Genomic DNA, 25,000 nt, shown 5'->3' with positions numbered 1-25,000 from the left:
TCCGCTACCACATGGGTAAGTCCCGCAAGTTTTCGTTCGCGAAGTCGTTATATCCCTCCGCTATCAGCCCGATGCCGAAATCATTGCTTTCAAAGTGCCATTAGTCATGAAGGCCTGAATAGCTGTTCCTATACTTTCCTCTGGTCAGTCTCCACCCCGCATTTTGGAGACGAGTGAAAACTCGACGAAGAGGCATGCTATGGAATGGCTGGGACTGCAATTGTTCTCCGAGCTTCCTATCAACGGGCAGATTGTCATTGACTGCCGGCATGAGCCGCTACTGATCCTGCTCGCTTATGCCGTGGCCTGTGCCGGGTGTTTCGCCACCCTGGACATGGCAGAACGCCAATGTCACTGCGAAAATGCCAAAGCCCAACGACAATGGCGGGCACTTGGCGCCTTCTGCCTGGCTGGCGGTATCTGGGCCATGCACTTCATCAGCATGCTCGCCTTCCAGGCACCGCTGGAAGTCCACTATGACGTCTCTCTTACCGGCCTTTCGCTCTTGATTGCATTGGTGGTTGCCTGGCTGGCGATGTACAGCCTCAACCGTGTACAAATGCTTGCGCACAACTATTTGCAAAGCGCCCTGCTCATTGGCGCGGGCATCATCCTCATGCACTTCGTCGGCATGGCTGCGCTGCAGACCGGCGCCCAGCAGTATTACCGTACCGACCTGTTGCTGGCCTGTACCGCCATCGCCTTTCTCACCAGCCTCACCGCCCTGCTGCTGGCGCGGTACTTCCGCAACGGTAGCGGCACTTGGCATTTGGCCATGAAATACGGCGCCAGCCTGGTCATGGCGGGCGGTATCGTCGCCACGCATTTCACCGCCATGGCCGCGATGACCTTGGTCATACCAGCCGACACGGCCTTGAGCTTGCCTTCGGGTGATAACAGCCTGCAACTGGGCCTGACCATCGCCGTGATCACCTTGCTGATCAGTGGCAGCAGCATCAGCGCCGCGCTGGCCGACAAGAAGCTGCAACGTCAGGAACACGACCTGCGCCGCTACAGCGTCCTGCTCAACCAGCTCGATCAGGCCCGCGCCTCCCTGCAGCAAGCCGCTCACTACGATGCCTTGACCAATCTGGTCAACCGCCGAGGTTTCAACGAAGTGTTCGCCGAACGCCTGGCCGAGCATCAGGACCGCCAGAGTCGCCTGGCGGTGATGTTCCTCGACATCGACCATTTCAAGCGCATCAATGACAGCCTTGGTCACGATGCGGGCGATGAGCTACTGAAGGTCATCGCCGACCATATCAAGGCCGCCACCCGCAGTCAGGACCTGGTGGCACGGCTGGGGGGCGACGAGTTCTGCGTGGTCACCAGCCTGAACAACCCCGATGAGGCTCGCCACCTGGCCCAACGCATCATGCAACGCATGAAAGACCCCATCGACCTGGGCGGCCGGCGCATGGTGATGACCACCAGTATTGGCATCAGCATATTCCCGGAAGATGGCCAAACCGCTGAAGAACTGCTCAAGCATGCCGACCTGGCCCTTTATCAATCCAAGGGCTGCGGACGCAATAGCCTGCACTTCTTCAACAGCGGACTGAAGAACCGGGCGACCCTTGAACTGCAACTGGAAGAGGAACTGCGCATCGCCCTGCTCGAGGAGTGCGGACTGTGCGTGCATTACCAGCCCATCTTCGACCTGCGCACGGGCCAGGTGGCCAAACTCGAAGCGCTGGTACGCTGGCAACACCCGCAACACGGCCTGCTAAGCCCCGATCGTTTCATCGGCATCGCCGAAGCCAACGGGCTGATCGTCGACCTTGACCTGTGGGTGCTGCACCACGCCTGCAAGGACCTGGCCCAGCTCAACCGCCACGGCTACACCAGCCTGAAGGTTACGGTGAACTGTTCGGCCGTGACCCTAGGCCGCGAAGAGCTGGCCAATGAGGTAGAAATGGCCTTGCTGGAAGCTGGGCTTGCGCCGCGCCAACTGGAACTCGAGGTAACCGAAAATGCCCTGATGGGTGATGTCCAGCGCACTGCAGGGCTTTTCAAGCGTATCCGCGCCCAGGGCGTTGCCCTGTCGATCGATGACTTCGGCACCGGCTATTCGTCGCTGGCTTACCTCAAGCGCTTGCCGCTGGATGTGCTGAAGATCGACCGCAGTTTTCTCCAGGACGTGCCCGGCAACCAGAAGGACCGGGAAATCGTCCAGGCGATCATCGTCATGGCCCACACCCTCCACCTGCAGGTGGTCTGCGAGGGTGTCGAGACCATCGAACAACACGAATTCCTCGCCACCCACGGCTGCGACTACCTGCAAGGGTACCTGCTGAGCCGACCAGTGCCGCTGGCGGACCTGCGGCCGATCCTGGAGCGGCTCGACCGCCAGGAAAGCCGCCTCACTCCTTGTTACGATACAGTTCTACCAGGGTCGCCGGATCTTTTTGCAGATTCCCTTGGCTACCGTGCAAGCGCATCAGTTGCGCGGCGAGGGCGGTAACGGGTGTTGCCGAGCCCTGCTCGCGGGAAAACTTGACGGCGCCATCGAGGTCCTTGAGCAGCGTGCGCACATGCCACTTGATCGGTTCGAAGCGGCTTTCGGCCATTTGCGGCGCCAGGATCTGCAGGGGCTTGGAGTCGGCGAAGCCCCCTGCCAGCGCTTCGGCGATCAAGGTCGCGTCAACCCCTGACCGCTCCGCCAATGCCACCACTTCGGCAATCACCAAGGCATTGCACGCCACGATCATCTGATTGCAGGCCTTGGTCACCTGCCCCGCTCCCACTGCCCCCATGTGCGTGACTCGCTGGCCCAGGGTCAGCAGAATGGGTCGAGCGCGCTCAAGATCACTCGGCTCCCCGCCGACCATGATCGCCAGGGTCCCCGCTTCCGCGCCAGGCGTCCCCCCCGATACCGGCGCATCCAGCCAGGCCATGCCACACAGGGCGGCCACTTCAGCAGCCATTTCGCGAGTGGCCGTCGGTTCAAGACTGGAGAAGTCGATCAGCAATTGCCCGCTGCGCCCTCCGTGAACGACGCCTTGCTCGCCGAACACCACTTCACGCACCACTGCCGTATCGGCCAGGCAAAGCAGCACCATGTCGCTGCCACGGCTCAGTTCTGCTGGGCTATGTGCCAGCTTCGCCCCGGCGGCAACCAGCTCGGCACACTTCTCCGGGCTGCGATTCCACACGGTCAGGGGGTAACCCGCAGCCAGCAGGCGCCGGCACATTGGCAGTCCCATCAGGCCAATTCCGGCGAATCCCAGCGAAGGCAGTGCAGTACTCATGAACGACTCCTGGCAGAAGATTAAAGAAGCATGACAATCGGACGATGCAGTGCCGGAGCGATAGAAAAAATCCTTAGAAGCTGTAAGGCAAACCCCTATCGCATCCGAAAAAGGCGCACTGCTACAGTCGCCGAAACCCTGGTGATGGCTAGATGACATGCCCACCCAGGGGCCCACCACCTCAGGTAAATGGCGCACTATGACTTCTACGAACACTTCTGCCAATGCGGTCCCCGAGTCGACGACACACTCCACTTCGCTGACCGCCAGCGGTGCTCGAGAAGCTCTGCCAGTGCGCAGCGCGCCAGCACAGCAGTACCTGTACTTCACCGAGCAGGATATTCAGCGCATCCTCGACAACCTCGACGGCCTGCGCGACCTGGTGTTCCCGCAGAACCTGCACATCGAAGACGAAAGCCAGCTGCGTCTGGAACAGCAGTTTCCCTCGGTCTGCCTGATCGGCCTGGGCCGCTGCGGCTCGAACATTGCTCTTGATGTTGCCGAACTGGTGTACAACGCCCGCACCTTCTTCCTCAACGAATTCAACAACGAGGACCGTAACAAGGGCGAATCGGGCTACAGCCCGGCGCGCTGGATTCGTCAGAACCTGCGCCTGGTGCAAAACAAAGGCGCGAAACCCGTGTTTCTGGTCGAACCGCTGGTGATGCTGGGCGACCTGGACAAAGACATCGCCGGGCGCATTCGTTTCTCGCGCAAGGGCGAGCGTGGCGAGTTCCTGCGCGACTACAGCAAGATGAAGATCATGGACCTGTCCGAGGTCCACGCAGGGGGGGCCGGTAATGCCCCAATCCTCGGCCAGTACCTGGCCAAGATCATCCTCAACAAGGACACCCAGCGCTTTTCCAGCGCCGACTGGAAACTGATCCACTCGTACCTGATCGACTCCTGCGGCATCAAGGCCAACCAGTCGCGCCTGTACTTCTACATCTTCAGCGCTGGCGGCGGTACCGGCTCAGGCATGGCCTCGGAGTTCGGCCTGGCCCAGCAGTATTCGTACATGAACAAGACCTTCGACACCAAGCAGGCGGACGAGAACGACGGCAAGAGCGGACACTCGTTCGTCTTCGAGCCGATCTTCACCAGCGGCATCTGCGTGCTGCCAAACATTTCGGACCACCGCAGCGAAATGTCCGAAGCGCTGCACATCAACGCCGGCCGGCTGCTGTGCAAATACCTGTCCGAAGAATGGGACTTCTCGTACAACTTCGACAACGAGGACAGCAGCGAAGCCAGCGTCATGGGCCGCATTCGCCCCTGGAACGCAATGATGCTGATCTCGAACGACATCATGCGCTACGCCGAAGAAAGCGACGACGGCACGATCCACAACATCGACGTCAACGCCATGGAGAAGCACGCCAACCAGTACATCTCCCAGCAAATCTTCAACATCCTCACGGCCCAGGCGGTCACTACCGACTACGACCAGAACTACTTCCGTCGCGCCGGCATCGACATCGGCGAAACCATCCGCCTGGACGCCAACGACCTGTTCATGAGCCTGGCCGGCCCAGTGGCCATTGCCTACGCAGAATCGGTGGTGCCGGAAATTCCGGTCCAGGGTTCGGACAAGTTCAAGGTCTTCGAGCGCGAAACGCCGCGCCTGGACATCGACGACCTGTTCTTCCGCTCGATCGACCTGCCGCACTTCAACAAGCAGACCCAGGCAATCGAAGGCATCAGCCTGTTGCCGATCGAGTCGCGTCGCTACCGGGCAGCCTTGGAGCAATACCAGGCTTCGGGCTACGACGCCGCGGCCCTGCACGACCTGCACTTCTTCAAGAACTGCTCGTCGGTGGTGTCGATCCTGTCGCTGCCCAAGGACTACAAGCTGTCGTACATGGACCTGAATCGGCTCAAGACCCACCTCAACAGCCTGTTCCCCAACACCACGCTCAAGCGTTATGCGCTGGTCATCGGCGCCTCGGCCAACCTGTCGCTGACCACACTGATCGCCAAGAGCCCGTGCCTGTCGGATGACTTCCTGACCCTGATCGTGGCGTTCATCAAACGCTGCTTCGCCCGCACGCCGTACCGTTTCGACGACACCCTGGACAACGCCATCCTGGAGTTCATCACCAGCGAGCACTTCGATGAAGACCGCATCGACGACCTACTGAACGAGTTCGAGAACCCGGCGAAGATCCTCGATACCAACTGGTATGCGATCAAGCCGATGTACGAGAAGAAATACCGGGAATTGATCAACGACAAGAGCCGGTTCGTGTCGATCAATGACATTAGGCTGTCGCGCGAATGCGTGAAGAAGGCGGTGAAGTACCTGCGCGAGATCTTCCGCCACCGCATCGGCAAGACCCGGGTGATCTCGCTCAACAGCCACACCGGCCGGGTCGATTACTGACATCGGTCGTGCTGGCTCCTACAGCACCCGGTAGGAGCCGGCTGGTCGGCGGTGGGACATTACGCATCCCGTAAACTGTTACCGCCCCGCCGAATCAACACGACACTGTTACCAACTTCCACCTTACGTGAGCGTCAATGCGCACCGTTGTGACACGGCTGCGCATTTTCACGCACCAAAAAAGCGCATAGCTACTCAGCCTGCTTGACCTGGATGACGATGAACGGCGAAACCACTACCGCCCAGATCTCTGGATCGCGGCTTTGCAGGTCCATCGCCTGCTCTGCGGTGACTGGCCCCACAGTGCCATCACTACGCCACTTGGCGAAGATCTCGCTGCGATTCTCGGCCATCGCTTCGGCAACGGCGATCAGGTCCAGGGAGGGGTCGACCCAAATCAGGTCACCCTTGGCCCAAAAACGCTCCAAGGCTTTCCACTCGATGGTCGCGGTCTCGCCGAGCAATTTGGCATAGAGGGTGCTTGTTTGATCAGTCATGGGTTTGTACACGCATCAATCGGCCAATAAAAAAGGCCGCTATTTTTGCAGAAAAACCCGGTTTCAAATACGTAATTTGGTCGATTGGCCCCGAAGTTGTGGGGTGGGGCCAGGGATAAAGGCAAAGTGATGGCGCTTTTCTATATCTTTCTGTCGATCAAGCGACAACCCCTGAGACAGGCGCAATTCGCCCGCTTTTCAAGCGCTCGAACGGCGCTCTACACTGTACCGGTACAGTTCCGGGACATGTTCCGGGGGAAGGTGGGCATGCAGTATGGCGTGGCCATACCGCAAATCCCGCCCGGTCTGTAGCCCTGGCCGCCAGGACTATAAGAATTACAACAGAATGAGTGGAGCACTATGATCAAGATTTCCAAGCTGTTCGCCGCAATGGTTCTGGCCGGGGTTGCCAGCCATTCGTTTGCCGCCGATACCATCAAGATCGGTATCGCTGGCCCCAAGACCGGTCCGGTCACTCAGTACGGCGATATGCAGTTCATCGGCGCCAAACAAGCCATCAAAGACATCAACGCCAAGGGTGGCGTGGATGGCAAGATGCTCGAAGCCAAGGAATACGACGACGCGTGCGACCCTAAACAGGCCGTTGCGGTCGCCAACAAAGTGGTCAACGACGGCGTCAAGTTCGTCATCGGCCACCTGTGCTCCAGCTCCACCCAGCCTGCGTCCGACATCTACGAAGACGAAGGCGTGATCATGATCACCCCGGCCGCCACTTCGCCGGAAATCACCGCCCGTGGCTACAAGCTGATCTTCCGCACCATCGGTCTGGACAGTGCCCAGGGCCCGGCGGCCGGCAACTACATCGCCGACCACGTCAAGCCGAAGGTCGTCGCGGTACTGCACGACAAGCAGCAGTACGGTGAAGGCATCGCCACCGCGGTCAAGCAGACCCTTGAGAAGAAAGGCACCAAGGTTGCCGTCTTCGAAGGCCTGAACGCCGGTGACAAGGACTTCTCCTCGATCATCCAGAAGCTCAAGCAGAACAACGTCGACTTCGTCTACTACGGCGGCTACCACCCAGAGCTCGGCCTGATCCTGCGTCAAGCCCAGGAAAAAGGCCTGAAAGCCAAGTTCATGGGTCCAGAGGGCGTGGGTAATGACTCGATCTCGCAGATCGCCCAGAACGCCTCCGAAGGCCTGCTGGTCACCCTGCCGAAATCGTTCGATGCCGACCCGGCGAACAAGGCCATCGTCGACGCTATCAAGGCCGACGGCAAAGACCCAAGCGGCCCGTTCGTGTTCCCGGCCTACTCGGCCGTCGAGCTGATCGCCGAAGGCATCAAGGCGGCCAAGTCCGAAGACACCGACAAAGTGGCTGTTGCCATCCACAACGGCACCTTCAAGACCCCGACCGGCGACCTGTCGTTCGACGAGAAAGGCGACCTGAAAGACTTCAAATTCGTGGTCTACGAATGGCACTTCGGCAAGCCGAAGACCGAAGTCTCCCCTCAGTAACTGCGTGACTAATAGCTGACCGTAGAAGCCCACTGTGCGAGCAGTGGGCTTTGTTTTACGAGGTTCATGGGCCTGATTGCCGCGATCCGGCAGCGGGTTCACCTGAAAATCTTAAAACCGTCACCCGCGGTTTCCTGGCTGTCACCCGGCCGGCGAAATGCAAATCAGGTTTTTAGGAGCGCTGTAATGCCTGAGATCTACCATTTCTTCCAACAACTGGTTAATGGATTGACCATCGGCAGCACCTATGCCTTGATCGCCATCGGTTACACGATGGTGTACGGCATCATTGGCATGATCAACTTCGCCCACGGCGAGGTGTACATGATCGGTTCCTACGTGGCCTTCATCGCGCTTGCGGGTCTGGCCATGATGGGTATCCACTCCCTGCCGATCCTGATGACCGTCGCCTTCGTCGCGACGATCTTCGTCACCAGTGCCTATGGCTACAGCATCGAACGGGTCGCCTACCGCCCGCTGCGGAACAGCAACCGTCTGATCCCGCTGATTTCTGCCATCGGCATGTCGATTTTCCTGCAGAACACTGTCTTGCTCTCGCAGGACTCCAAGGACAAATCCATCCCTAACCTGATCCCAGGAAGCTTCTCCTTCGGGCCAGGCGGTGCGGAAGAAGTCCTGGTGTCCTACATGCAGATCCTGGTGTTCGTGGTCACCCTGGTGGCCATGACCTGCCTGACCCTGTTCATCTCCCGCTCCCGCCTGGGCCGCGCCTGCCGCGCCTGCGCCGAGGACATCAAGATGGCCAACCTGCTGGGCATCAACACCAACAACATCATTGCCCTGACCTTCGTCATCGGCGCCGCACTGGCGGCGGTGGCGGCCGTGCTGCTGAGCATGCAGTACGGGGTTATCAACCCCAACGCCGGCTTCCTGGTGGGCTTGAAGGCCTTCACCGCGGCGGTACTGGGTGGCATCGGCAGCATTCCGGGCGCCATGCTCGGCGGGCTGGTGCTGGGCGTGGCCGAAGCGTTCGGCGCCGACATCTTCGGCGACCAGTACAAGGACGTGGTTGCATTCGGCCTTTTGGTTCTTGTCCTGCTGTTCCGGCCGACCGGCATCCTGGGCCGTCCGGAGGTTGAAAAAGTATGAACAGAAATCTCAAACAGGCGTTCTTCAGCGCCTTGCTGGTATGGGCCGTGGCCTTCCCGGTGCTTGGCCTGAAACTGAGCATCGACGGCATCAGCCTGGTGGTGCACAGCCAAGGCTCGTTCACCATCGGCATCATCGCTGTGTGTTCGGTGCTGATGTTCCTGCGCGTGCTGTTCGACAAGCAGTGGAATGCTGTGATGGGCCGTCGCTCGGATCGCGCCTTGATCCCGCCAGCGGTCAGCAACTACCTGACCCTGCCCAAGACCCAGCGCTACGTGATCATGGGCCTGATCGTCGCCGCCTTGGTGTGGCCGTTCTTCGGCTCGCGCGGCGCGGTCGACATTGCCACGCTGATCCTGATCTACGTGTTGCTGGGCCTGGGCCTGAACATCGTGGTCGGTCTGGCAGGCCTGCTCGACCTGGGCTACGTGGGCTTCTATGCGGTTGGCGCATACAGCTATGCCATGCTCTCGCACTACCTGGGCTGGAGCTTCTGGGTGTGCCTGCCGATCGCCGGCCTGATGGCCGCCACCTTCGGCTTCCTGCTCGGCTTCCCGGTGCTGCGCCTGCGCGGCGACTACCTGGCGATCGTGACCCTGGGCTTCGGCGAGATCATCCGTCTGTTCCTGCGTAACCTCACCGACTGGACCGGCGGCCCGAATGGCATCAGCAACATCCCCAAGCCGGAGTTCTTCGGCCTGACCTTCGAACGTCGTGCCGCCGAAGGAATGCAGACCTTCCACGAGTTCTTCGGGCTGGAATACAACTCGATCAACAAGGTCATCTTCCTGTACCTGGTGGCCCTGCTGCTGGCCCTGCTGGCGCTGTTCGTCATCAACCGCTTGCTGCGCATGCCGATCGGTCGTGCCTGGGAAGCGCTGCGTGAAGACGAGATCGCCTGCCGTGCCCTGGGTCTGAACCCGACCGTGATCAAGCTCTCGGCCTTTACCCTGGGCGCCTGCTTCGCAGGTTTCGCCGGCAGTTTCTTCGCCGCGCGCCAAGGCCTGGTGACGCCTGAGTCGTTCACCTTCATCGAATCGGCGATCATCCTCGCCATCGTCGTGCTCGGCGGCATGGGCTCGCAACTGGGCGTGATCCTCGCGGCCATCGTGATGATCCTGCTGCCCGAGCTGATGCGAGAGTTCAGCGAATACCGGATGCTGATGTTCGGTGCGCTGATGGTGTTGATGATGATCTGGCGTCCGCAAGGCTTGCTGCCTATGCAACGTCCACATATGGAGCTGCGTCGATGAGCCGCGAAATTCTGCAAGTCAGCGGCCTGAGCATGCGCTTCGGCGGCTTGTTGGCGGTCAACGGCGTGGGCCTGACCGTCAAGGAAAAACAGGTGGTGGCGCTGATCGGCCCGAACGGCGCCGGCAAGACCACCGTGTTCAACTGCCTGACCGGTTTCTATAAGCCAAGTGGCGGCACCATCCTGCTCGATGGACAGCCGATCCAAGGCCTGGCCGGCCACCAGATCGCCCGCAAGGGCGTGGTGCGAACCTTCCAGAACGTGCGTCTGTTCAAGGAAATGACCGCCCTGGAAAACCTGCTGATCGCCCAGCACCGCCACCTCAACACCAACTTCTTCGCCGGCCTGTTCAAGACCCCGAGCTTCCGCCGCAGCGAAAAAGAGGCCATGGAGCGCGCCCAGTACTGGCTGGAAAAGGTCAACCTGACCGAATTCGCCAACCGTACCGCCGGAACCCTCGCCTACGGCCAGCAGCGTCGCCTGGAAATCGCCCGCTGCATGATGACCCAACCCCGGATCATCATGCTCGACGAACCCGCGGCCGGTCTGAACCCAAAGGAAACCGAGGACCTGAAGGCGTTGATCGCCTACCTGCGGGAATCGCACAACGTCACCGTGTTGCTGATCGAGCATGACATGAAGCTGGTGATGAGCATCTCCGACCATATCGTGGTGATCAACCAGGGCACGCCCCTGGCGCACGGTACGCCGGAGGAGATCCGCGATAACCCTGACGTGATCAAAGCCTACCTGGGGGAAGCGTAAATGCTGAAGTTCGAAAACGTTTCCACCTTCTACGGCAAGATCCAGGCGCTGCACAGCGTCAACGTGGAAATCAACCAAGGCGAGATCGTCACCCTGATCGGTGCCAACGGCGCCGGCAAGTCGACGTTGCTGATGACCCTGTGCGGTTCGCCCCAGGCCCACAGCGGCAGCATCAAGTACCTGGGTGAAGAGCTGGTCGGGCAGCCCTCCTCGCACATCATGCGCAAGAGCATCGCCGTGGTCCCTGAAGGCCGCCGCGTGTTCGCCCGCCTGACCGTCGAGGAAAACCTGGCCATGGGCGGTTTCTTCACCAACAAGGGCGATTATCAGGAGCAATTGGACAAGGTCTTGCAATTGTTCCCTCGCCTGAAGGAGCGCTACATCCAGCGTGGCGGCACCATGTCCGGCGGTGAGCAGCAGATGCTGGCCATCGGCCGCGCACTGATGAGCAAGCCCAAGTTGCTGCTGCTCGACGAACCGTCGCTGGGCCTGGCACCGATCATCATCCAACAGATCTTCGACATCATCGAGCAGTTGCGCCGTGACGGCGTGACGGTGTTCCTGGTGGAGCAGAACGCCAACCAGGCGCTGAAGATTGCTGACCGAGCCTACGTCCTGGAAAACGGTCGGGTCGTGATGCAAGGGACCGGCGAAGCGCTGTTGACCGACCCTAAGGTACGTGACGCGTACCTTGGAGGCTGATCGACGTCCGCTTCGGGAAAGGGCCTTCGGGCCCTTTTTTCTGTCTAATAGGATGAGTCCGCCATGGCATGCCTTGCGCCGGCAAGCCGGCTGCTAAAGCGCTAGCGCGATCGCACAGCCCCCTTGTGCACATCCCTTGGCCTGAGTACCGTGGCCAGCTCTTGATGCAAGATTCCCGGAGCCAGCCCCATGCGCATAACCCCCACCCTGCTGCTTGCCAGCCTGCTGCCTTTGTTCGCCGGCTGCCAGCTCATGGCCCATCAACCAAGCGACCCGAACATCGGTACCACACGCATGCAGGGCGAGCTGAGCGCCGGTGGCGGCCAGTTGTTCTTCAAGCCTTGCGGTGAGAGCCGTCGCTTCGTGATCAGCGACGTCGGCGGTACCGGTATCCTGCAGGAAGCCGCCAACCTGGCCGACGATGCCAACGACAAACTCTTCGCCGATGTGCGTGGCCGCCTGACCGGCAGCAAGCAGGCGAACAACGACGGCCAACTCGAAGTACGCCGACTGTACCGCCTGGAAGGTTCCACCCGCGCCTGCGAAGACCCCAACTTCAAGCAACTGACCCTGCGTGCCAGCGGCCACGAGCCGGGCTGGGACATCAAAGCCAGCGGCAAGGGCATGGTGCTCAACCGTGTCGGCCAGGACCCACTGCCACTGCCTTTCCTTGAAGAGGAAGTGCCCGGCGGCGGCCTGACCCTGACCAGCGAAGCCAACGGCAAGCACGTCGAGTTGTGGGTTGCCCCACAGCGCTGCGTCGATACGGCCACCGGCGCCGTGCAGCACTTGCGCGCCGAATTGCACATCGACGGCCAGACCCTCAAAGGCTGCGGCTACTATGGCGGTGCACGGGACAACTGATCGCCGGGCACTTTTATCCTGCCAGTCAGGGCGGCTAACAGCTTATACTTGGCGGTTTGTGTAAAGCCGCCGGCCGCCATGGCCGGGATACTGGACCCTGCCATGCTACGAATCACCGAACTTAAGCTGCCCCTGGACCACCCCGACGAAGCCCTGCGCGAGGCCATCGTCCAGCGCCTGGGCATCGAGGACGAGCAACTGCTCGGTTTCACCCTGTTCAAACGCAGCTACGATGCGCGCAAGAAGAACAGCGAAATGCTGTTCATCTACACCATCGACCTGGAAACCAGCAACGAAGCCGAACTGCTCAGCAAGTTCGCCGACGACCACAACATCGGCGTAGCCCCCGACGTTACCTACAAGTTCGTCGGCCAGGCCCCGACCGGCCTCCAGGAGCGCCCCATCGTGGTCGGTTTCGGCCCGTGCGGTATCTTTGCCGGCCTGCTGCTGGCGCAGATGGGCTTCAAGCCGATCATCCTCGAACGCGGCAAGGAAGTACGTCAGCGTACCAAGGACACCTGGGGCCTGTGGCGCAAAAGCGTGCTCAACCCAGAGTCCAATGTGCAGTTCGGCGAAGGCGGCGCCGGCACCTTCTCCGACGGCAAGCTGTACAGCCAGATCAAGGACCCGAACCACCACGGCCGCAAGGTGCTGGAAGAGTTCGTCAAGGCTGGCGCACCGGAAGAGATCCTCTACATCAACAAGCCACACATCGGTACCTTCCGCCTGACCGGCATGGTCGAGCAGATGCGCCAGGACATGATCGCCCTGGGTGCCGAGGTGCGTTTCCAGCAGAAAGTCACCGACCTGCTGATCGAGGATGGCCAACTGACAGGTGTGGTGCTGGAAAACGGCGAACAGCTGCACTCACGGCATGTGGTGCTGGCACTGGGACACAGTGCCCGCGACACCTTCCGGATGCTGCACGCCAAGGGCGTGTACATGGAGGCCAAGCCATTCTCCATTGGTTTCCGCATCGAGCACCCGCAGACGCTGATCGACAAAGCGCGGCTGGGCAAGTACGCCGGCCACCCGAAACTGGGCGCAGCCGACTACAAGCTGGTGCACCACGCCAAGAACGGTCGCTCGGTCTACAGCTTCTGCATGTGCCCGGGCGGCACCGTGGTTGCCGCGACCAGCGAACCGGGACGTGTGGTCACCAACGGCATGAGCCAGTACTCGCGTAACGAGCGCAACGCCAACTCCGGCATTGTCGTCGGCATTGACCCGGAGCGCGACTATCCGGGCGGCCCGCTGGCGGGTATCGAGTTGCAAGAACGCCTGGAAGCCCATGCCTACGTGATGGGCGGCAGCAATTACCAGGCCCCGGCACAGCTGGTGGGCGACTTCGTTGCAGGGCGTCCTTCCACTGCGCTGGGCAGCGTCGAGCCATCCTACAAGCCGGGTGTCACCCTCGGCGATCTGGCCCCTAGCCTGCCAGACTTCGCCATCGAGGCCATCCGCGAAGCCCTGCCCGCGTTCGACCGCCAGATCAAGGGGTACAACCTGCACGATGCAGTGCTGACCGGTATCGAGACCCGCACCTCGTCGCCATTGCGCATCACGCGTGGCGCGGATTACCAGAGCCTGAACCTAAAGGGGCTGTTCCCGGCAGGCGAAGGTGCCGGCTACGCGGGGGGCATCCTGTCGGCGGGTGTCGATGGCATTCGCATCGCCGAGGCAGTGGCCCGGGACATGCTCGGCCTGTAAGAGCCGGCTTGCCGGCGATAGCGCTAGCGCCGCCCAACAAAAAAACCCGAACCGGCCATGCCCGTTCGGGGTTTTTCGTGTCGCGTCTACGATCAGTGGGTGACGCGGCTGGTACCGTCGACGGTCATGATGCGCACGCGATCACCGACGCGGAAGATTTCGTTCTGTTGCACGGCCTGGACATAAGCACGCATGCTGCCGTCGTCCTCGCGTACGGTGATTTCCACACCTTGGGTACGGGTGAGGCCTTCTTCAGCGGCCGAACCTGCCAAACCACCAGCGACCGCACCGATGACGGCAGCGACGATGCTGCCACGGCCACCACCAACGGCACTACCGGCGACACCACCGACGATGGCGCCAGCGCCGCCGCCGATCGGGGTCTTGGTGCCTTCGATTTTCACCGGACGCAGGGATTCGATGGTACCCATGCGCACGGTCTGCACGCGACGGGCTTCATCACGGGAATAGCTGTCGCCTGTCAGGCTCGAGGCACAGCCACCGAGCAACAGCGACATGGTGGTGAAGGTCGCCACCAGCAAAACAGATTTACGCATGGGTACAGTCTCCATAAGTCAGGTGTCCATTAGACGCTGTGCCTTGACGGCTGTCACGATACATAGGTAACAAAATTGCTTTTATTCAGCTCTGGTACAGCCACAACCGGCTGTTTTGCAGGCTTTTGAAGTCAGACCAAGGATAGCCATGGATTACTTCATCGTCGTTGTAACCACGCTCGCGGGGCTGTACTTCCACGGCTGGCTGTATGTACGCATGCACCGCTGGATGGACCGGGACCTGGCGTTGGCACTGGCGGGAACGGACCCAAAAAAGCGTGAATTCATGCTGCGGAGCCTCGAACGGGCCCAGGCGCAGAAGCTCAAGGGCAAGGCGTTGGCGGCCTGGTTGGCGCGCGAGGCGCAAGAATATCGAGGGAACTGACTGGCATCGTCGCCGGCAAGCCAGCCCCCACACGATCTGCAGGGTACATGCAGGAGCAGCCTCGTGACGCGAAAGGGCCGTGCAGCGGCCCCTACGCTATCAGGGAGCCAGGCGCTCGCGCAGCCACTGGCCATCGACCAGACGGTAGTTCAGGCGATCGTGCAACCGGCTCGCACGGCCCTGCCAGAATTCAATGCGCTCCGGCAACAGGCGATACCCCCCCCAGTGCTCCGGGCAATGTGGCTGGGTGTCGGAGAACCGTGCCTCGGTCGCCTTGACCAGGCCCTCCAACTCTTCACGCCCGGCAATCACCCGACTCTGCGGGGAAGCCCACGCTCCCAGGCGGCTGCCCAGCGGACGCACTTGGAAGTAGTCGTCCGACTCCTTGGCCGTGACCTTCTCGACCCGACCTTCGATGCGCACCTGACGCTCCAGCGCCGGCCAGAAGAACGTCATGGCGGCGAAGGGATTGGCCAGCAGTTGCTGGCCCTTGGCGCTGTCGTAGTTGGTGAAGAAGGTGAAACCGCGCTCATCGAGGCCCTTGAGCAGCAAAACGCGGCAATGAGGCCGCCCCTCGCCATCGACGGTGGCCAGAGTCAGGGCATTGGCCTCCACTGGCGGCTGCTCGGTCTTCACCGCGTCGGCAAACCACTGGTGGAACAGGGCGAACGGCTCAGCCGGTGCCTGGGCTTCGGCCAGGCCATCACGGGTGTAGTCGCGACGCATATCGGCCAGGGATTGGGTCATGGCTGCGTTTCCTTGACGATCAGTTGGTCTTCGCAGGGCTGTTGGCGGCGACTTTCTTGTCGACCGTGGTTTTCTTGGCGACGGGCTTGGCCGGCGCGGCTTTCTTCTTGGCAGTAGCCTTGGCGGGTGCCTTTGCAGGTGCCTTGGCCTTGGCCGCCGGCTTTTTCGCCGCGGTCTTGGCAGCAGGTTTGGTGTCAGTGGCCTTGGCAGCGGCTGGCTTGGCGTCCTGCACAGCGACCAGGGACGCCGGGCTCTGTGCCGGGGCGGCTTGCTGGTACTTGGCCAACAGCGCAACCATGGTGTTCTGTGGCGTCAGCAGCATTTCCACACGGCGGTTGAGGGCGCGGCCTTCGGCACTGTCGTTGGCGGCGCGCGGCATGACCGACCCCATGCCCTTGAGGGTCAGGCGGTCACGCTGCAGGCCGCTGAGGCGGAAGATCGCCGACACCGAGGCAGCGCGCTCCAGGCTGAGCTTCTGGTTGGCAGCGGCTGCACCACTGTTGTCGGCATGACCCAGTACCAGCACGGCCGACTTGGTATCGCCCTCGACCGTCTTGGCCACCCGGGTGATAGGGCCCAAGGTGATTGGCAGCAACATGTTAGGTCGGTCAGGGTTGTAGGAACCATCCACCGGAATGGTCACAGCCAGCACATCCTCACGGCGCTCCAGTTCCAGCTTGCTACCCTTGATCGCTTCACGCACCTTCGGCTCGTACTCGTCCAGCCAGGCCTGGGTAGCCTTCTGATCGATCTTCGGTACGGCGGACGCCTTGGCTTGCTTGTCGTCACCACCGAATGGCCACCACCAGCGGCTGGCACTTTCGGACTTGGCGTCGGCCTTGGCCACTTTATCGGTGACGGCTGCCTTCACTTCCTGCTCGGCCACCTTGTCCGAACCGAAGGGCCACCAGCTATGGCCACTGTCCTTCGAGGCGTCCTGGGAATGGCTGGCACAGCCCGTGACAGCGGTCAGGCACAGGGCGAGTGCTAAGGTTTTATGTGAAGACATCAGCGATACACCATGAAATTAAAAGAAATTTTGCTCACGCGTTTCAGGCGTTGGCATTCAGGATAGTCAAAGGGACCGTGCAATACCCGCACAACCCGATCAAAGGCAACTGCCGAGCACCCTGACCAACTTCTGCGCACGGGGGTCCATCAGCACGTATGGACCCAGGGTATTGACCACGAAACCGAACGCAACGTCATGTTCCGGGTCGGCAAATCCGACGGAACCGCCGGCTCCCGGGTGCCCAAAAGCACGCGCCCCGAGCCCGAAGGTGGCATTGGCAACGTCGGGCTGGTCGAGCATGCAGCCAAGGCCGAACCGCGTCTGGGTCAACAGGGTGCGATCCTGGCCGAAACTGTGTTCGCGGGTCAGCTCATCGAGCAGTTCGGATTCGAGCAGGCTGCCGTCCAGCAGGCCGGCATAGAAACCCGCCAGGCTCCGTGCATTGCCATGGCCATTGGCCGCAGGCTGCTGCATGCGCCGCCATTCGGGCTTGTTGGTGCTGGTGAGGATCGCAGGCGGGTTGGTGAATGCGCGGGTGCTCAGCGCTTCTGGTTCACGCAGGGTGACCTGCAGCAAGCGTTGGGCGGCGGCGTCACCGGCGTTGCCTTTGCCACGGGCAATATGCGCCACGCGATGAAACTCTTCGTCGGCCAGGCCGACATGGAAATCAAGCCCCAGCGGCCGGGCGGTGCGGGCAACGATCGACTCGCCTGGACCACGGCCGTCGGCCCGACGAATGAGCTCGCCGATCAGCCAACCAAAGGTAATGGCGGCGTAACCATGCTCGGTGCCCGGTGTCCACCAGGGTGCCTCTGCTGCCAGGGCATCCACCATGGTTTGCCAGTCGTACAGGGCCTCGGCAGGCAGCAGCTCGCGGATGGCCGGCAAACCAGCACGGTGGCTGAGCAACTGACGCAGGGTGACGGATTCCTTGCCCGCCTGGGCGAATTCAGGCCAATAACGGCAAACCGGAGCATCCAGGGCAAGCTTGCCCTCCCCCACCAACTGCAATGCGGTGACCGCGGTGAAGGTCTTGGTGCAGGAGAACAGGTTGGCAATGGTGTCGCTATGCCAGGCCTGCTGGCCGTCCTTGTCGGCGCTGCCCGCCCACAGGTCGACCACGGTTTCCCCGCCCACCTGGATGCACAGCGCAGCGCCGCGCTCCTGGGGATCATCGAACAACGCGGCGAATGCTTCCCGCACTGCCTCGAACTTCAGCTCATAGTGACCCTGGATCTGCACCCGCCTGTTCTCCGTACGACCTTGCTGTCAAAGGCGTGCATTGTTTCAGTAGTTGGAGGTTTTGCAAACTGGCTATGGCCCGGTGGTCGCCGATACAGGCTTCTCCAGCCCGCTGCGAAACTGCCCAAGAACCTGCCAATTGCTCTGGCGCACCGACTCGACGAACGACGAATAAGGCACGTCGGTGATCGCGACCAGCCCCAGATGCCCGTTCTCGCCATCGAGCAGTCGACCACTGGCCGGCTGGTCGAGGTACTGGAACCAATGCGCACCGACGATCATCGGTTGTGCCATCGCCGCCTTGAGGAAGGTGCCATAGGCCGGTCCACGGTCCTCTTCACGCGCCACTTCCACCGGCCCCGGCCAGAAGGGGCCGCGGTCGCGGGAGCCGAACTGGAACTCAGATACCAGCACAGGCTTGTCCAATTCGGCCAGGCGGGCGAAGTCATAGCCATCTTCAGGCTTGAGGGTATAGAAGTTGAAGCTCAGCACATCGCAGAACTCGACGCATGCCTTGACTGCCTCTGGCGTGCTCACGGCATAGCGCCCGCCCAGCAGCAGGTGATTGGGCGCGTGCCATTTCAAGGCATCGGAAATGGTCTTGAAGTAGGTATCGGCGAATACCTGCTGGAAGTGCTGGTAATCGCGCTCGATTTCAGGGTACTCAGGGCTGGGCAATGGCGCCTCGAAACCTGGGTCTTCCATCAGCTCCCAGGCTTGCAAGTCAATGCCCCAGGCCTTTGACAGCCCTTCCTGGTTGCGGTACTTGTCCCGCAATTGCTTGAGGAAAGCACGCTTGGCCGGCACGTCGGTGGTCAGCCGCAGGGTACCGTAGGCCAGACCGTAACGGGCTTTGGGATCGTCTCCCGGGGCAGCCCAGGCGAGCTCGTTATCGGCGAAATAGCCAATCAGCCAAGGGTCGTCACGATGGTCTCGGGCGGCAATGGCCACGGCGCGCTCGGTGGCCATGGCAAAGCGCGGGTCGAAGGGGTCGGGCATGCGCCCCCACCAGTCCATGCCGGTACTGATGCTGGCGTAGTCGCCGATGATCGACAGCGGCAGGGTGTAAGGCATGCGCTTGACCTGGGCCAGCGCAGGGTCGCTCCAGTTGCCCAGCGTGTTGAAACCCCAGGCCTGCAACCGGTCCAGCGTATGGGCCTGCCAGCGCGCGGCATCCAGCACTGGCTGCGGGCAGCCCACCGGGGGCTGGTCGGCTGCACCGGCACCGCACGGCTGGCCGTAGGTGCGCTGCAGGTTGGCGGCATAGAAGTCGAACCAGCGCCCCTTCTTGAAGCCGCGACCTTGCGACGAGGCATTGCCATCGTCATTGTTCCCTTCGCCATAAAAAGCCGCCAGGGGCTCGCCCTCGGCCGGTAATGCCTTGAACATGGTTTCGCGCCCCGCGACATAGGTGCGCCCGCCATCGGCAGCCACCGTATTGACGCCCAGCGAGAAGAACGGGTGGCCATCGGGAGTCACCAGGTACCAGCGTCCGGCTCGTTTCTCGGTGCGGAAGAACCCCTTGGCTTCGAAGGCCGGACCGGCCAGCAAACCGCCGTAGTTGTCCAATGGCTGCTTCTGGCGCTCGGCCAGCCACCCTTTGAGCTGCTGCCGCTCCCGCTGATCGGCCACCTTGAGCTGTTCGTCATCGACGATTTTCTCCGGCCAGCGAGCCCGGGTGGATTGGCCATACGCATCGATCAGCTCGCGATAAGCGGCCTGGTACGCCTTGTCGTCATCCTGCAGGCCGACTTTCTCGATCAGCAAGTTCTGCGCAACCTTGGGGCCGGGAATGCTCAGGCTGACCGACACCACCTGCTTGAGGTCGACTTCCCCGGCACTGCTGGCCAGCAGCAGACGCTGCCCTTCATGGGTCCAAGGCATTGGCGGGCCGGCACGCATGCCCTGGTTCAGGGGCGAGCTCGCCTTCAGCGGCATCATGACGGTCTGCGCCGGCCCGGCAGGCAGGTCGATACGGCTGGTCAACGTGCGGCCATCAGCGCCCTGTACGGTGACATCCACGGTCAGCGCCCAGTCCATTGCGCTTTGCAGGCGCAGGGTCAGGAACCGACCGGCGGACCAGTCCCAGACACCGCTTTGTGGGCTCAGGCGCAGCGTCGGGCGCGCCACCGGGTTGAACACCACCCGCCGCAAGACTTCGCCTTCGGCCGTTTGCTCCGCGTTGTACTGGGGCATGCTGGCATCGTCGGTCACCACGTTGACCACCGAGGCCGGGCGCACGAAGCTGAAAAGCGTCTGTTGTCCGGCCAGCAGCGGCGTGCTGAACAACAGGGTGAGAATGGCGGGCAGGGTGTGGCGGATCATAGGGCTGGGGCTCTCCTTCAGGGCCCTCATGAGCCCACGTCCGGGTAATGGACAACGAGCCGGTGCATCGTGCTCCGGCCGTTACGAAATCTCCCGCCGGAATGGCGGCAGCGCATTGAGAATAGCCTTGCCGTAGCGCTGGGTGACCAGACGCCGGTCAAGCAAGGTGATGACGCCGCGATCCTGCTCTGTACGCAACAAGCGACCGCAGGCCTGGATGAGGCGCAATGAAGCATCGGGCACGGCGATTTCCATGAAGGGATTACCGCCACGGGCTTCGATCCACTCGGCCAATGCCGCCTCGACCGGATCGTCGGGCACCGCGAAGGGGATCTTGGCGATAACCACATGCTCGCAGTAGGCACCGGGCAGGTCGACGCCCTCGGCGAAACTGGCGAGGCCGAAGAGCACGCTGTGCTGGCCATCGTCGACCCGCGCCTTGTGTTTGTTGAGGGTTTCCTGCTTGGACAAGTTGCCCTGGATCAGCACCAGCTTGCGCCAGTCACGGTCCAGGCCATCGAATACGTCTTGCATCTGCTTGCGCGAGGAGAACAACACCAGGGCGCCGCGGGCATCCTCGACGATGCCCGGCAGTTCGCGGATGATCGCCGCCGTGTGTGCCGTGGCGTCACGCGGGTCGGCGCCCAGGTCCGGCACCCGCAGCAAGCCGGCATCACCGTGCACGAACGGGCTGGGCACGACGCAGGTCACGGCATCGCGGGGCAACCCCGAGCGCATGCGGAAGCGGTCGAACTTGCCAAGGGCCGTGAGAGTTGCGGAGGTCACCAGGGCGCCGTGGGCCACGTTCCAAAGGCTGCGGCGCAGCATCTCGGCGGCCAGGATGGGGCTGGCATTGACCTCGATGTCGAATAGCGCACCACTTTCGGCCAAGGTCAGCCAGCGGGCCATCGGCGGGCTGTCTTCAGGGTCTTCGGCGGTAAAGGCGGTCCACAGCTCCCAGTTGCCTTGGGCGCGGGTCACCAGGCTGCCGAACAAGGGGTACCACTCTTCGGCCTGATGGCTGGCGATACCGATGTTGACCTCGCCGTCCATGCCTTCCTTGAGCAAGTCGGCCAGGCGTGTGAACAGGTCGTTGAGGCGGGCGAACCCTTTTTTCAGCTCGATTCCCGCTTCGCGGATCGCCTCGGGAACCACGCCACCTTCGAACCGATAACGTGGGCGTTCGCGGCCCTCCGTGTCCTCGCTGGGACGGAAGTCGGCGACCTGCTCGCACAGGGTGAACATGAACTGCTGTTGCGTGCGGATTTCCCGCGCCAGCTCTGGCACCTGCTCGATCAGCTTACCCAGATCGCCCGGCAGCGGGTGTTGAGCCAGCAGCTTGGTCAGGTTCTTGGCCGTCTGCTCCAGCCAGTCGGCGGTCGAGCGCAACCGCGAATAATGGGCGAAGTGGCCGATGGCCTTGTCCGGAAGATGGTGGCCTTCATCGAAGACGTAGACGGTGTCGCGAGGGTCGGGCAACACCGCACCGCCGCCCAAAGCCAGGTCAGCCAGGACCATGTCGTGGTTGGTGACGATGACATCGACCTTGCCCATGCCTTCCCGCGCCTTGTAGAACACGCACTGCTGGAAGTTCGGACAATGACGACCGGTGCACTGGCTGTGATCGGTGGTCAGGCGGGCCCAGTCCTGGTCCTCCAGTGCCTCGGGCCAACTGTCGCGATCGCCGTCCCAGCGGTTGCCGGCGAGCTTTTCGATCATGCTGTTGAACAGCTTCTGGCTACGCTCGTCGACCTCGATATGAAAACCCTCCTCCTCGAACAACTGGGCAGTGGCCGATTGCGCATGGCCCTCCTGCAGCAGTACATCGAGCTTGGACAGGCACAGGTAGCGGCCTCGCCCCTTGGCCAGGGCGAAGCTGAAGTTCAGGCCGCTGCTGCGCATCAGGTCGGGCAGGTCCTTGAACACGATCTGCTCCTGCAGTGCAACCGTTGCGGTGGCGATCACCAGGCGTTTGCCGGCCGCCTTGGCTGCCGGAATCGCCGCCAGGCTGTAGGCCACCGTCTTGCCAGTACCGGTACCGGCCTCCACCGCCACCACGGCAGGCTCGCCCGCCCGACGGCCTTCGTCGTCGCAGGCGATATCGCCGAGCACTTTGGCCACTTCGGCAATCATCAGACGCTGGCCATAGCGCGGCTTCAGGCTCTTGGCTTCGAGAAAACGCGAGTAGGCGCCCTGGATGGTGGCTTTGAGTTCGTTGCTGATCATGGTCTGCAAGCGCCCGGAGGGCTGGATATATTTTCAGTGTTTCGCATGGGGCGGCTATCATACCCCGCTATTGCCCTTTGTGCCGCATGGAGATCCGGATGCTAGCCTTTGCCTTGCCCTACACACTGCACGTTCTAGCGGCCCTGGTCTGGGTCGGTGGCATGTTCTTCGCCTGGCTGGTGCTCCGCCCGGCCACGGTTGCGACCCTTGAAGGGCCTGCCCGCCTGCGCTTGTGGGTGGAAGTTTTCCGACGTTTCTTCGGATGGGTCTGGCTGGCCGTAGCCATTTTGGCGATAAGTGGTATCGGCATGTTGCACATGCGCTTCAACGGTTTCGAAACCGCACCGCGCTACGTGCATGTGATGATCGGCGGTGGCATTGCCATGTTCGCCTTGTTCATGCGTATCCAGGCGCTGCTGCTGCCAGAGCTCAGGACTGCCGTGCAGGACGAGGATTGGTCGACAGGCGCTGCGGTACTGGCGCGGATTCGCCGGATGGTGGGGATCAACCTGCTGCTGGGCCTGGCGGTGGTGGCGGTGGCCAGCTCGCGTCTGGTGCTGTAGACGCAGAGCGGCCACGGCCATGCCGTTAGGGCCTGCATGAAACGTCCTGAGAGCCTAGATCACAGCGGCTGCAGAATCAGCTCACCAGTGGCCCCTGCCAGGCCAGGTTGCCCTGGCTGCCCTGGACGACCATTGGCCCCGGCATCGGTGCGGTAGACCAGGCAGCCCTTGCTCGCCCCGCCTTTGCCGGCCTTGCCGGCAGCCCCGGGTTTACCGGGTGCGCCGCCATCGAGGCGGACCACGATGCGCTCCTGCGGGAAGCTCTGCGGGACGCTCAGGCGGATTCGCCCTCCCGGCGCGCCGTCATGGCCATTGCCGCCGTCATCGCCATTGCCCCCCCGGGTGGCCTGCCCCCAGGTGCAGCCACCAGCCTGACCATTGGCGCCATCCAAGCCGACGTACCCCGGCGCACCAGCACCGCCTCGGGCGTCGATGGCCAGACGTTCAGCCGTGATCGCATCGAGTCTCAAATCCAGGTTGCGACCGGCGCGGGCGGCCCGTTCATAGGTGCCGGCCGCCCCTGTAGCGCTGAATTCGCTGCCTTCCTCCAATCGAGCGGCGCGCGCCTGAATCAGCAGTGGGCTTTCCGATGGGGCGATGGCGATCCGGGCATCGCGCCCCAGTTCCAATTGATCGATGTTCAATGCTTTCAGCGACGCGGGCAGCATCAAGGTGGCCGAGTTGGCCAGTTGCAGGCGCTCCAGGTGCACGGTTGCCGACTTGTTCGGCAGACGCAACATGGAGTTGGCAGCGACTTGCAGGCTTTCGGCCTGGGCCAGGGGAGCGACCAATGCGGCCAGCAACATCAATTTATGCATGGCGCGGTGCCTCCTGCGGACGCGGAATGGACATGACATGGAAGATACCCGTCAGCAGAATCTGCAGACGGTCGAACCAGCGATGGCTACGCCCGCGCAGGCTGCCATTGAAGAACAGCATTTCAAGGAAATGCAGGGTCAGCAACGTGATGCCGACTGCGTTGATCAGCAAATTGAGTGGCAGCGGTTGCGGCTTCAACAGATTGAACAACACCACCCACCAGAAAAGGACCGTCAGGGCCTTGCCAAGGCCCAGGATGAATTTCATACCCGCCCCTACTTATTTATTGTTATGCCGTCGCATCCCGTTCGAGCGGGCTGCGCAGCTAACAGTAGCGTCAATGCCAAGGTTTGCGCCAGCGGCATCAATTGAGGTGCAGTTCCACCCGTCTGTTGAGCGCGCGTCCCTCCTCGGTGTCGTTCTCAGTCACCGGTTCACTTTCTCCACTGCCCTGGCTGGTGACCTTGGCGGGTGCAACACCCTGGCCAATCAGGTATTCGGCCACGCTGCTGGCGCGGCGCTCGGACAATGCCTGGTTGTAGCTGTCCGCACCCACGCTGTCGGTATGGCCAACCACCTTGATGCGGTTCACCGCCGGTTCGATGAGCCGGGGCACCAGGCTTTGCAGGCGCTGTTGGGCGGCGCTGGTGAGCTCGGCGGAGTCGAAAGCGAACATGACCTGCCCCTGATCATCCAGGGTGATCACCTCGGGCGTGGGCGCAGCTTCGCTGGCCGGAGCGGACGCTGGATACTGCGGTAATGGGCAACCCATGTGGTTGACGGGCGTGTTCGCCGGGGTATCGGGGCAGCGGTCGCGGCGATCGAACACGCCGTCTTCATCCTCGTCGCCATCCTGGGCATAGCAGATCAGGCCTCCGGCGATTGCGCCCAGGGCTCCACCTCCCGCGGCCCAGCCAGAGCTCTCGATCGCCCCCAGACCACCGCCTGCCAAGCCACCCAGCAGGCTGCAGACAGGCCAAGTCCTTTGATTGAGCGGCGCACTGCCATCACTGTGCGTAGCGCAGCCTGCGAGCAGGCTCGATGCCAGCAACAGCGGCAGTGCCGCCTTCGACATAACACTCATGGTGAATGCTCCTGTGTCATTGGCCGCAAC

Annotated in this window: 22 protein-coding genes; 11 read left to right on the top strand and 11 right to left on the bottom strand. The window is 62.0% G+C overall.

Annotated elements, in window-relative coordinates:
* Positions 1-199: 199 nt before the first annotated feature.
* Entirely contained in the window at positions 200-2,464 is a 2,265-nt protein-coding gene (locus tag P3R38_RS05630) for an EAL domain-containing protein (RefSeq protein WP_027907488.1), read from the top strand.
* Here P3R38_RS05630 and P3R38_RS05625 read toward each other — a convergent pair.
* Positions 2,364-3,251, bottom strand: coding sequence for an NAD(P)-dependent oxidoreductase (locus P3R38_RS05625; protein WP_023379085.1), 888 nt, complete (start codon positions 3,249-3,251; stop codon positions 2,364-2,366). The genes P3R38_RS05630 and P3R38_RS05625 overlap by 101 nt on opposite strands.
* 199 nt (positions 3,252-3,450) lie before the next feature.
* Here P3R38_RS05625 and P3R38_RS05620 point away from each other — a divergent pair, with 199 nt between their 5' ends.
* Positions 3,451-5,634 carry a hypothetical protein gene (locus P3R38_RS05620; protein ID WP_277686893.1) on the top strand — a complete coding sequence of 728 codons (2,184 nt, stop codon included), beginning with the start codon at positions 3,451-3,453 and terminating at the stop codon, positions 5,632-5,634.
* A gap of 191 nt (positions 5,635-5,825) precedes the next feature.
* Here P3R38_RS05620 and P3R38_RS05615 read toward each other — a convergent pair whose 3' ends face one another.
* A complete protein-coding gene (locus tag P3R38_RS05615; RefSeq protein ID WP_023379083.1) occupies positions 5,826-6,131 on the bottom strand; it encodes a DUF2288 domain-containing protein in 306 nt (101 codons plus the stop codon).
* A gap of 360 nt (positions 6,132-6,491) precedes the next feature.
* Between P3R38_RS05615 and P3R38_RS05610 the strand changes: the two genes are divergently transcribed.
* The 7 genes from P3R38_RS05610 (at position 6,492) to P3R38_RS05580 (ending at position 14,010) form a co-directional block, all read left to right on the top strand.
* A complete protein-coding gene (locus P3R38_RS05610) occupies positions 6,492-7,607 on the top strand; it encodes a branched-chain amino acid ABC transporter substrate-binding protein (RefSeq protein WP_277686892.1) in 1,116 nt (371 codons plus the stop codon).
* Between the two features lie 186 nt (positions 7,608-7,793).
* Positions 7,794-8,717, top strand: coding sequence for a high-affinity branched-chain amino acid ABC transporter permease LivH (gene livH, locus P3R38_RS05605; protein WP_023379080.1), 924 nt, complete (start codon positions 7,794-7,796; stop codon positions 8,715-8,717).
* Complete coding sequence (locus tag P3R38_RS05600) at positions 8,714-9,970, top strand: high-affinity branched-chain amino acid ABC transporter permease LivM (RefSeq protein ID WP_023379079.1); 1,257 nt, start codon at positions 8,714-8,716, stop codon at positions 9,968-9,970. The genes livH and P3R38_RS05600 overlap by 4 nt, the downstream gene beginning before the upstream one ends.
* Positions 9,967-10,734: a high-affinity branched-chain amino acid ABC transporter ATP-binding protein LivG gene (livG, locus tag P3R38_RS05595; protein WP_013973920.1), complete on the top strand. Its 768-nt coding sequence runs from the start codon at positions 9,967-9,969 to the stop codon at positions 10,732-10,734. The genes P3R38_RS05600 and livG overlap by 4 nt, the downstream gene beginning before the upstream one ends.
* Positions 10,735-11,436, top strand: a complete 702-nt coding sequence (locus P3R38_RS05590; RefSeq protein WP_023379078.1) for an ABC transporter ATP-binding protein — start codon at positions 10,735-10,737, stop codon at positions 11,434-11,436.
* Between the two features lie 189 nt (positions 11,437-11,625).
* Positions 11,626-12,300 carry a lipoprotein gene (locus P3R38_RS05585; RefSeq protein ID WP_023379077.1) on the top strand — a complete coding sequence of 225 codons (675 nt, stop codon included), beginning with the start codon at positions 11,626-11,628 and terminating at the stop codon, positions 12,298-12,300.
* Positions 12,301-12,402: 102 nt separating this feature from the next.
* Positions 12,403-14,010, top strand: coding sequence for an NAD(P)/FAD-dependent oxidoreductase (locus tag P3R38_RS05580; protein WP_023379075.1), 1,608 nt, complete (start codon positions 12,403-12,405; stop codon positions 14,008-14,010).
* Positions 14,011-14,102: 92 nt separating this feature from the next.
* On the opposite strand, the gene P3R38_RS05575 is transcribed toward P3R38_RS05580, so the two are convergent.
* A complete protein-coding gene (locus P3R38_RS05575) occupies positions 14,103-14,567 on the bottom strand; it encodes a glycine zipper 2TM domain-containing protein (protein ID WP_023379073.1) in 465 nt (154 codons plus the stop codon).
* A 148-nt stretch (positions 14,568-14,715) separates the two neighbouring features.
* On the opposite strand from P3R38_RS05575, the gene P3R38_RS05570 reads away from it, so the two are divergent.
* A complete protein-coding gene (locus tag P3R38_RS05570; protein WP_023379072.1) occupies positions 14,716-14,952 on the top strand; it encodes a hypothetical protein in 237 nt (78 codons plus the stop codon).
* Positions 14,953-15,051: 99 nt separating this feature from the next.
* On the opposite strand, the gene pdxH is transcribed toward P3R38_RS05570, so the two are convergent.
* The 5 genes from pdxH to dinG all read right to left on the bottom strand — a co-directional run bounded on the left by pdxH (position 15,052) and on the right by dinG (position 22,504).
* Positions 15,052-15,699 (bottom strand): pyridoxamine 5'-phosphate oxidase, encoded by a 648-nt coding sequence (pdxH, locus tag P3R38_RS05565; protein ID WP_023379070.1) that lies wholly within the window; start codon positions 15,697-15,699, stop codon positions 15,052-15,054.
* A gap of 19 nt (positions 15,700-15,718) precedes the next feature.
* Positions 15,719-16,708, bottom strand: coding sequence for an OmpA family protein (locus P3R38_RS05560; RefSeq protein ID WP_023379069.1), 990 nt, complete (start codon positions 16,706-16,708; stop codon positions 15,719-15,721).
* Between the two features lie 99 nt (positions 16,709-16,807).
* Positions 16,808-17,953, bottom strand: a complete 1,146-nt coding sequence (locus tag P3R38_RS05555; RefSeq protein WP_023379067.1) for an EstA family serine hydrolase — start codon at positions 17,951-17,953, stop codon at positions 16,808-16,810.
* A 72-nt stretch (positions 17,954-18,025) separates the two neighbouring features.
* Positions 18,026-20,278 (bottom strand): beta-galactosidase, encoded by a 2,253-nt coding sequence (locus tag P3R38_RS05550; protein ID WP_277686891.1) that lies wholly within the window; start codon positions 20,276-20,278, stop codon positions 18,026-18,028.
* A gap of 81 nt (positions 20,279-20,359) precedes the next feature.
* On the bottom strand, positions 20,360-22,504 hold the full coding sequence (gene dinG, locus P3R38_RS05545; RefSeq protein WP_023379064.1) for an ATP-dependent DNA helicase DinG: 2,145 nt from the start codon (positions 22,502-22,504) through the stop codon (positions 20,360-20,362).
* A 98-nt stretch (positions 22,505-22,602) separates the two neighbouring features.
* Between dinG and P3R38_RS05540 the strand changes: the two genes are divergently transcribed.
* Entirely contained in the window at positions 22,603-23,067 is a 465-nt protein-coding gene (locus P3R38_RS05540) for a CopD family protein (RefSeq protein WP_023379063.1), read from the top strand.
* Positions 23,068-23,126: 59 nt separating this feature from the next.
* Here the strand turns inward: P3R38_RS05540 and P3R38_RS05535 are convergent, their stop codons facing one another.
* From P3R38_RS05535 to P3R38_RS05525, 3 genes are all read right to left on the bottom strand, one after another.
* Positions 23,127-23,885, bottom strand: a complete 759-nt coding sequence (locus P3R38_RS05535; RefSeq protein ID WP_023379062.1) for a hypothetical protein — start codon at positions 23,883-23,885, stop codon at positions 23,127-23,129.
* Positions 23,878-24,153, bottom strand: a complete 276-nt coding sequence (locus tag P3R38_RS05530) for a DUF1145 domain-containing protein (protein WP_023379061.1) — start codon at positions 24,151-24,153, stop codon at positions 23,878-23,880. Before P3R38_RS05530 ends, P3R38_RS05535 begins: the two co-directional genes overlap by 8 nt.
* 97 nt (positions 24,154-24,250) lie before the next feature.
* The gene (locus P3R38_RS05525; protein ID WP_027907483.1) at positions 24,251-24,970 is read right to left on the bottom strand and encodes an OmpA family protein; all 720 of its coding nucleotides are present in this window, start codon (positions 24,968-24,970) and stop codon (positions 24,251-24,253) included.
* Positions 24,971-25,000: the final 30 nt, after the last annotated feature.

Origin of the sequence: Pseudomonas sp. NyZ480 (genome assembly GCF_029537255.1) — a bacterium.
GTDB lineage: Bacteria > Pseudomonadota > Gammaproteobacteria > Pseudomonadales > Pseudomonadaceae > Aquipseudomonas > Aquipseudomonas taiwanensis.
This window is presented reverse-complemented; position numbering and strand designations above follow the sequence as displayed.

Coding starts and splice junctions, on each gene's coding strand:
- P3R38_RS05600 (WP_023379079.1), top strand. CDS start 8,714: ATGAACAGAAATCTCAAACAGGCGTTCTTCAGCGCCTTGCTGGTATGG.
- livG (WP_013973920.1), top strand. CDS start 9,967: ATGAGCCGCGAAATTCTGCAAGTCAGCGGCCTGAGCATGCGCTTCGGC.
- P3R38_RS05620 (WP_277686893.1), top strand. CDS start 3,451: ATGACTTCTACGAACACTTCTGCCAATGCGGTCCCCGAGTCGACGACA.
- P3R38_RS05580 (WP_023379075.1), top strand. CDS start 12,403: ATGCTACGAATCACCGAACTTAAGCTGCCCCTGGACCACCCCGACGAA.
- P3R38_RS05535 (WP_023379062.1), bottom strand. CDS start 23,885: ATGCATAAATTGATGTTGCTGGCCGCATTGGTCGCTCCCCTGGCCCAG.
- P3R38_RS05530 (WP_023379061.1), bottom strand. CDS start 24,153: ATGAAATTCATCCTGGGCCTTGGCAAGGCCCTGACGGTCCTTTTCTGG.
- P3R38_RS05630 (WP_027907488.1), top strand. CDS start 200: ATGGAATGGCTGGGACTGCAATTGTTCTCCGAGCTTCCTATCAACGGG.
- P3R38_RS05585 (WP_023379077.1), top strand. CDS start 11,626: ATGCGCATAACCCCCACCCTGCTGCTTGCCAGCCTGCTGCCTTTGTTC.
- livH (WP_023379080.1), top strand. CDS start 7,794: ATGCCTGAGATCTACCATTTCTTCCAACAACTGGTTAATGGATTGACC.
- P3R38_RS05575 (WP_023379073.1), bottom strand. CDS start 14,567: ATGCGTAAATCTGTTTTGCTGGTGGCGACCTTCACCACCATGTCGCTG.
- P3R38_RS05540 (WP_023379063.1), top strand. CDS start 22,603: ATGCTAGCCTTTGCCTTGCCCTACACACTGCACGTTCTAGCGGCCCTG.
- P3R38_RS05570 (WP_023379072.1), top strand. CDS start 14,716: ATGGATTACTTCATCGTCGTTGTAACCACGCTCGCGGGGCTGTACTTC.
- dinG (WP_023379064.1), bottom strand. CDS start 22,504: ATGATCAGCAACGAACTCAAAGCCACCATCCAGGGCGCCTACTCGCGT.
- P3R38_RS05610 (WP_277686892.1), top strand. CDS start 6,492: ATGATCAAGATTTCCAAGCTGTTCGCCGCAATGGTTCTGGCCGGGGTT.
- P3R38_RS05525 (WP_027907483.1), bottom strand. CDS start 24,970: ATGAGTGTTATGTCGAAGGCGGCACTGCCGCTGTTGCTGGCATCGAGC.
- P3R38_RS05560 (WP_023379069.1), bottom strand. CDS start 16,708: ATGTCTTCACATAAAACCTTAGCACTCGCCCTGTGCCTGACCGCTGTC.
- pdxH (WP_023379070.1), bottom strand. CDS start 15,699: ATGACCCAATCCCTGGCCGATATGCGTCGCGACTACACCCGTGATGGC.
- P3R38_RS05590 (WP_023379078.1), top strand. CDS start 10,735: ATGCTGAAGTTCGAAAACGTTTCCACCTTCTACGGCAAGATCCAGGCG.
- P3R38_RS05550 (WP_277686891.1), bottom strand. CDS start 20,278: ATGATCCGCCACACCCTGCCCGCCATTCTCACCCTGTTGTTCAGCACG.
- P3R38_RS05615 (WP_023379083.1), bottom strand. CDS start 6,131: ATGACTGATCAAACAAGCACCCTCTATGCCAAATTGCTCGGCGAGACC.
- P3R38_RS05625 (WP_023379085.1), bottom strand. CDS start 3,251: ATGAGTACTGCACTGCCTTCGCTGGGATTCGCCGGAATTGGCCTGATG.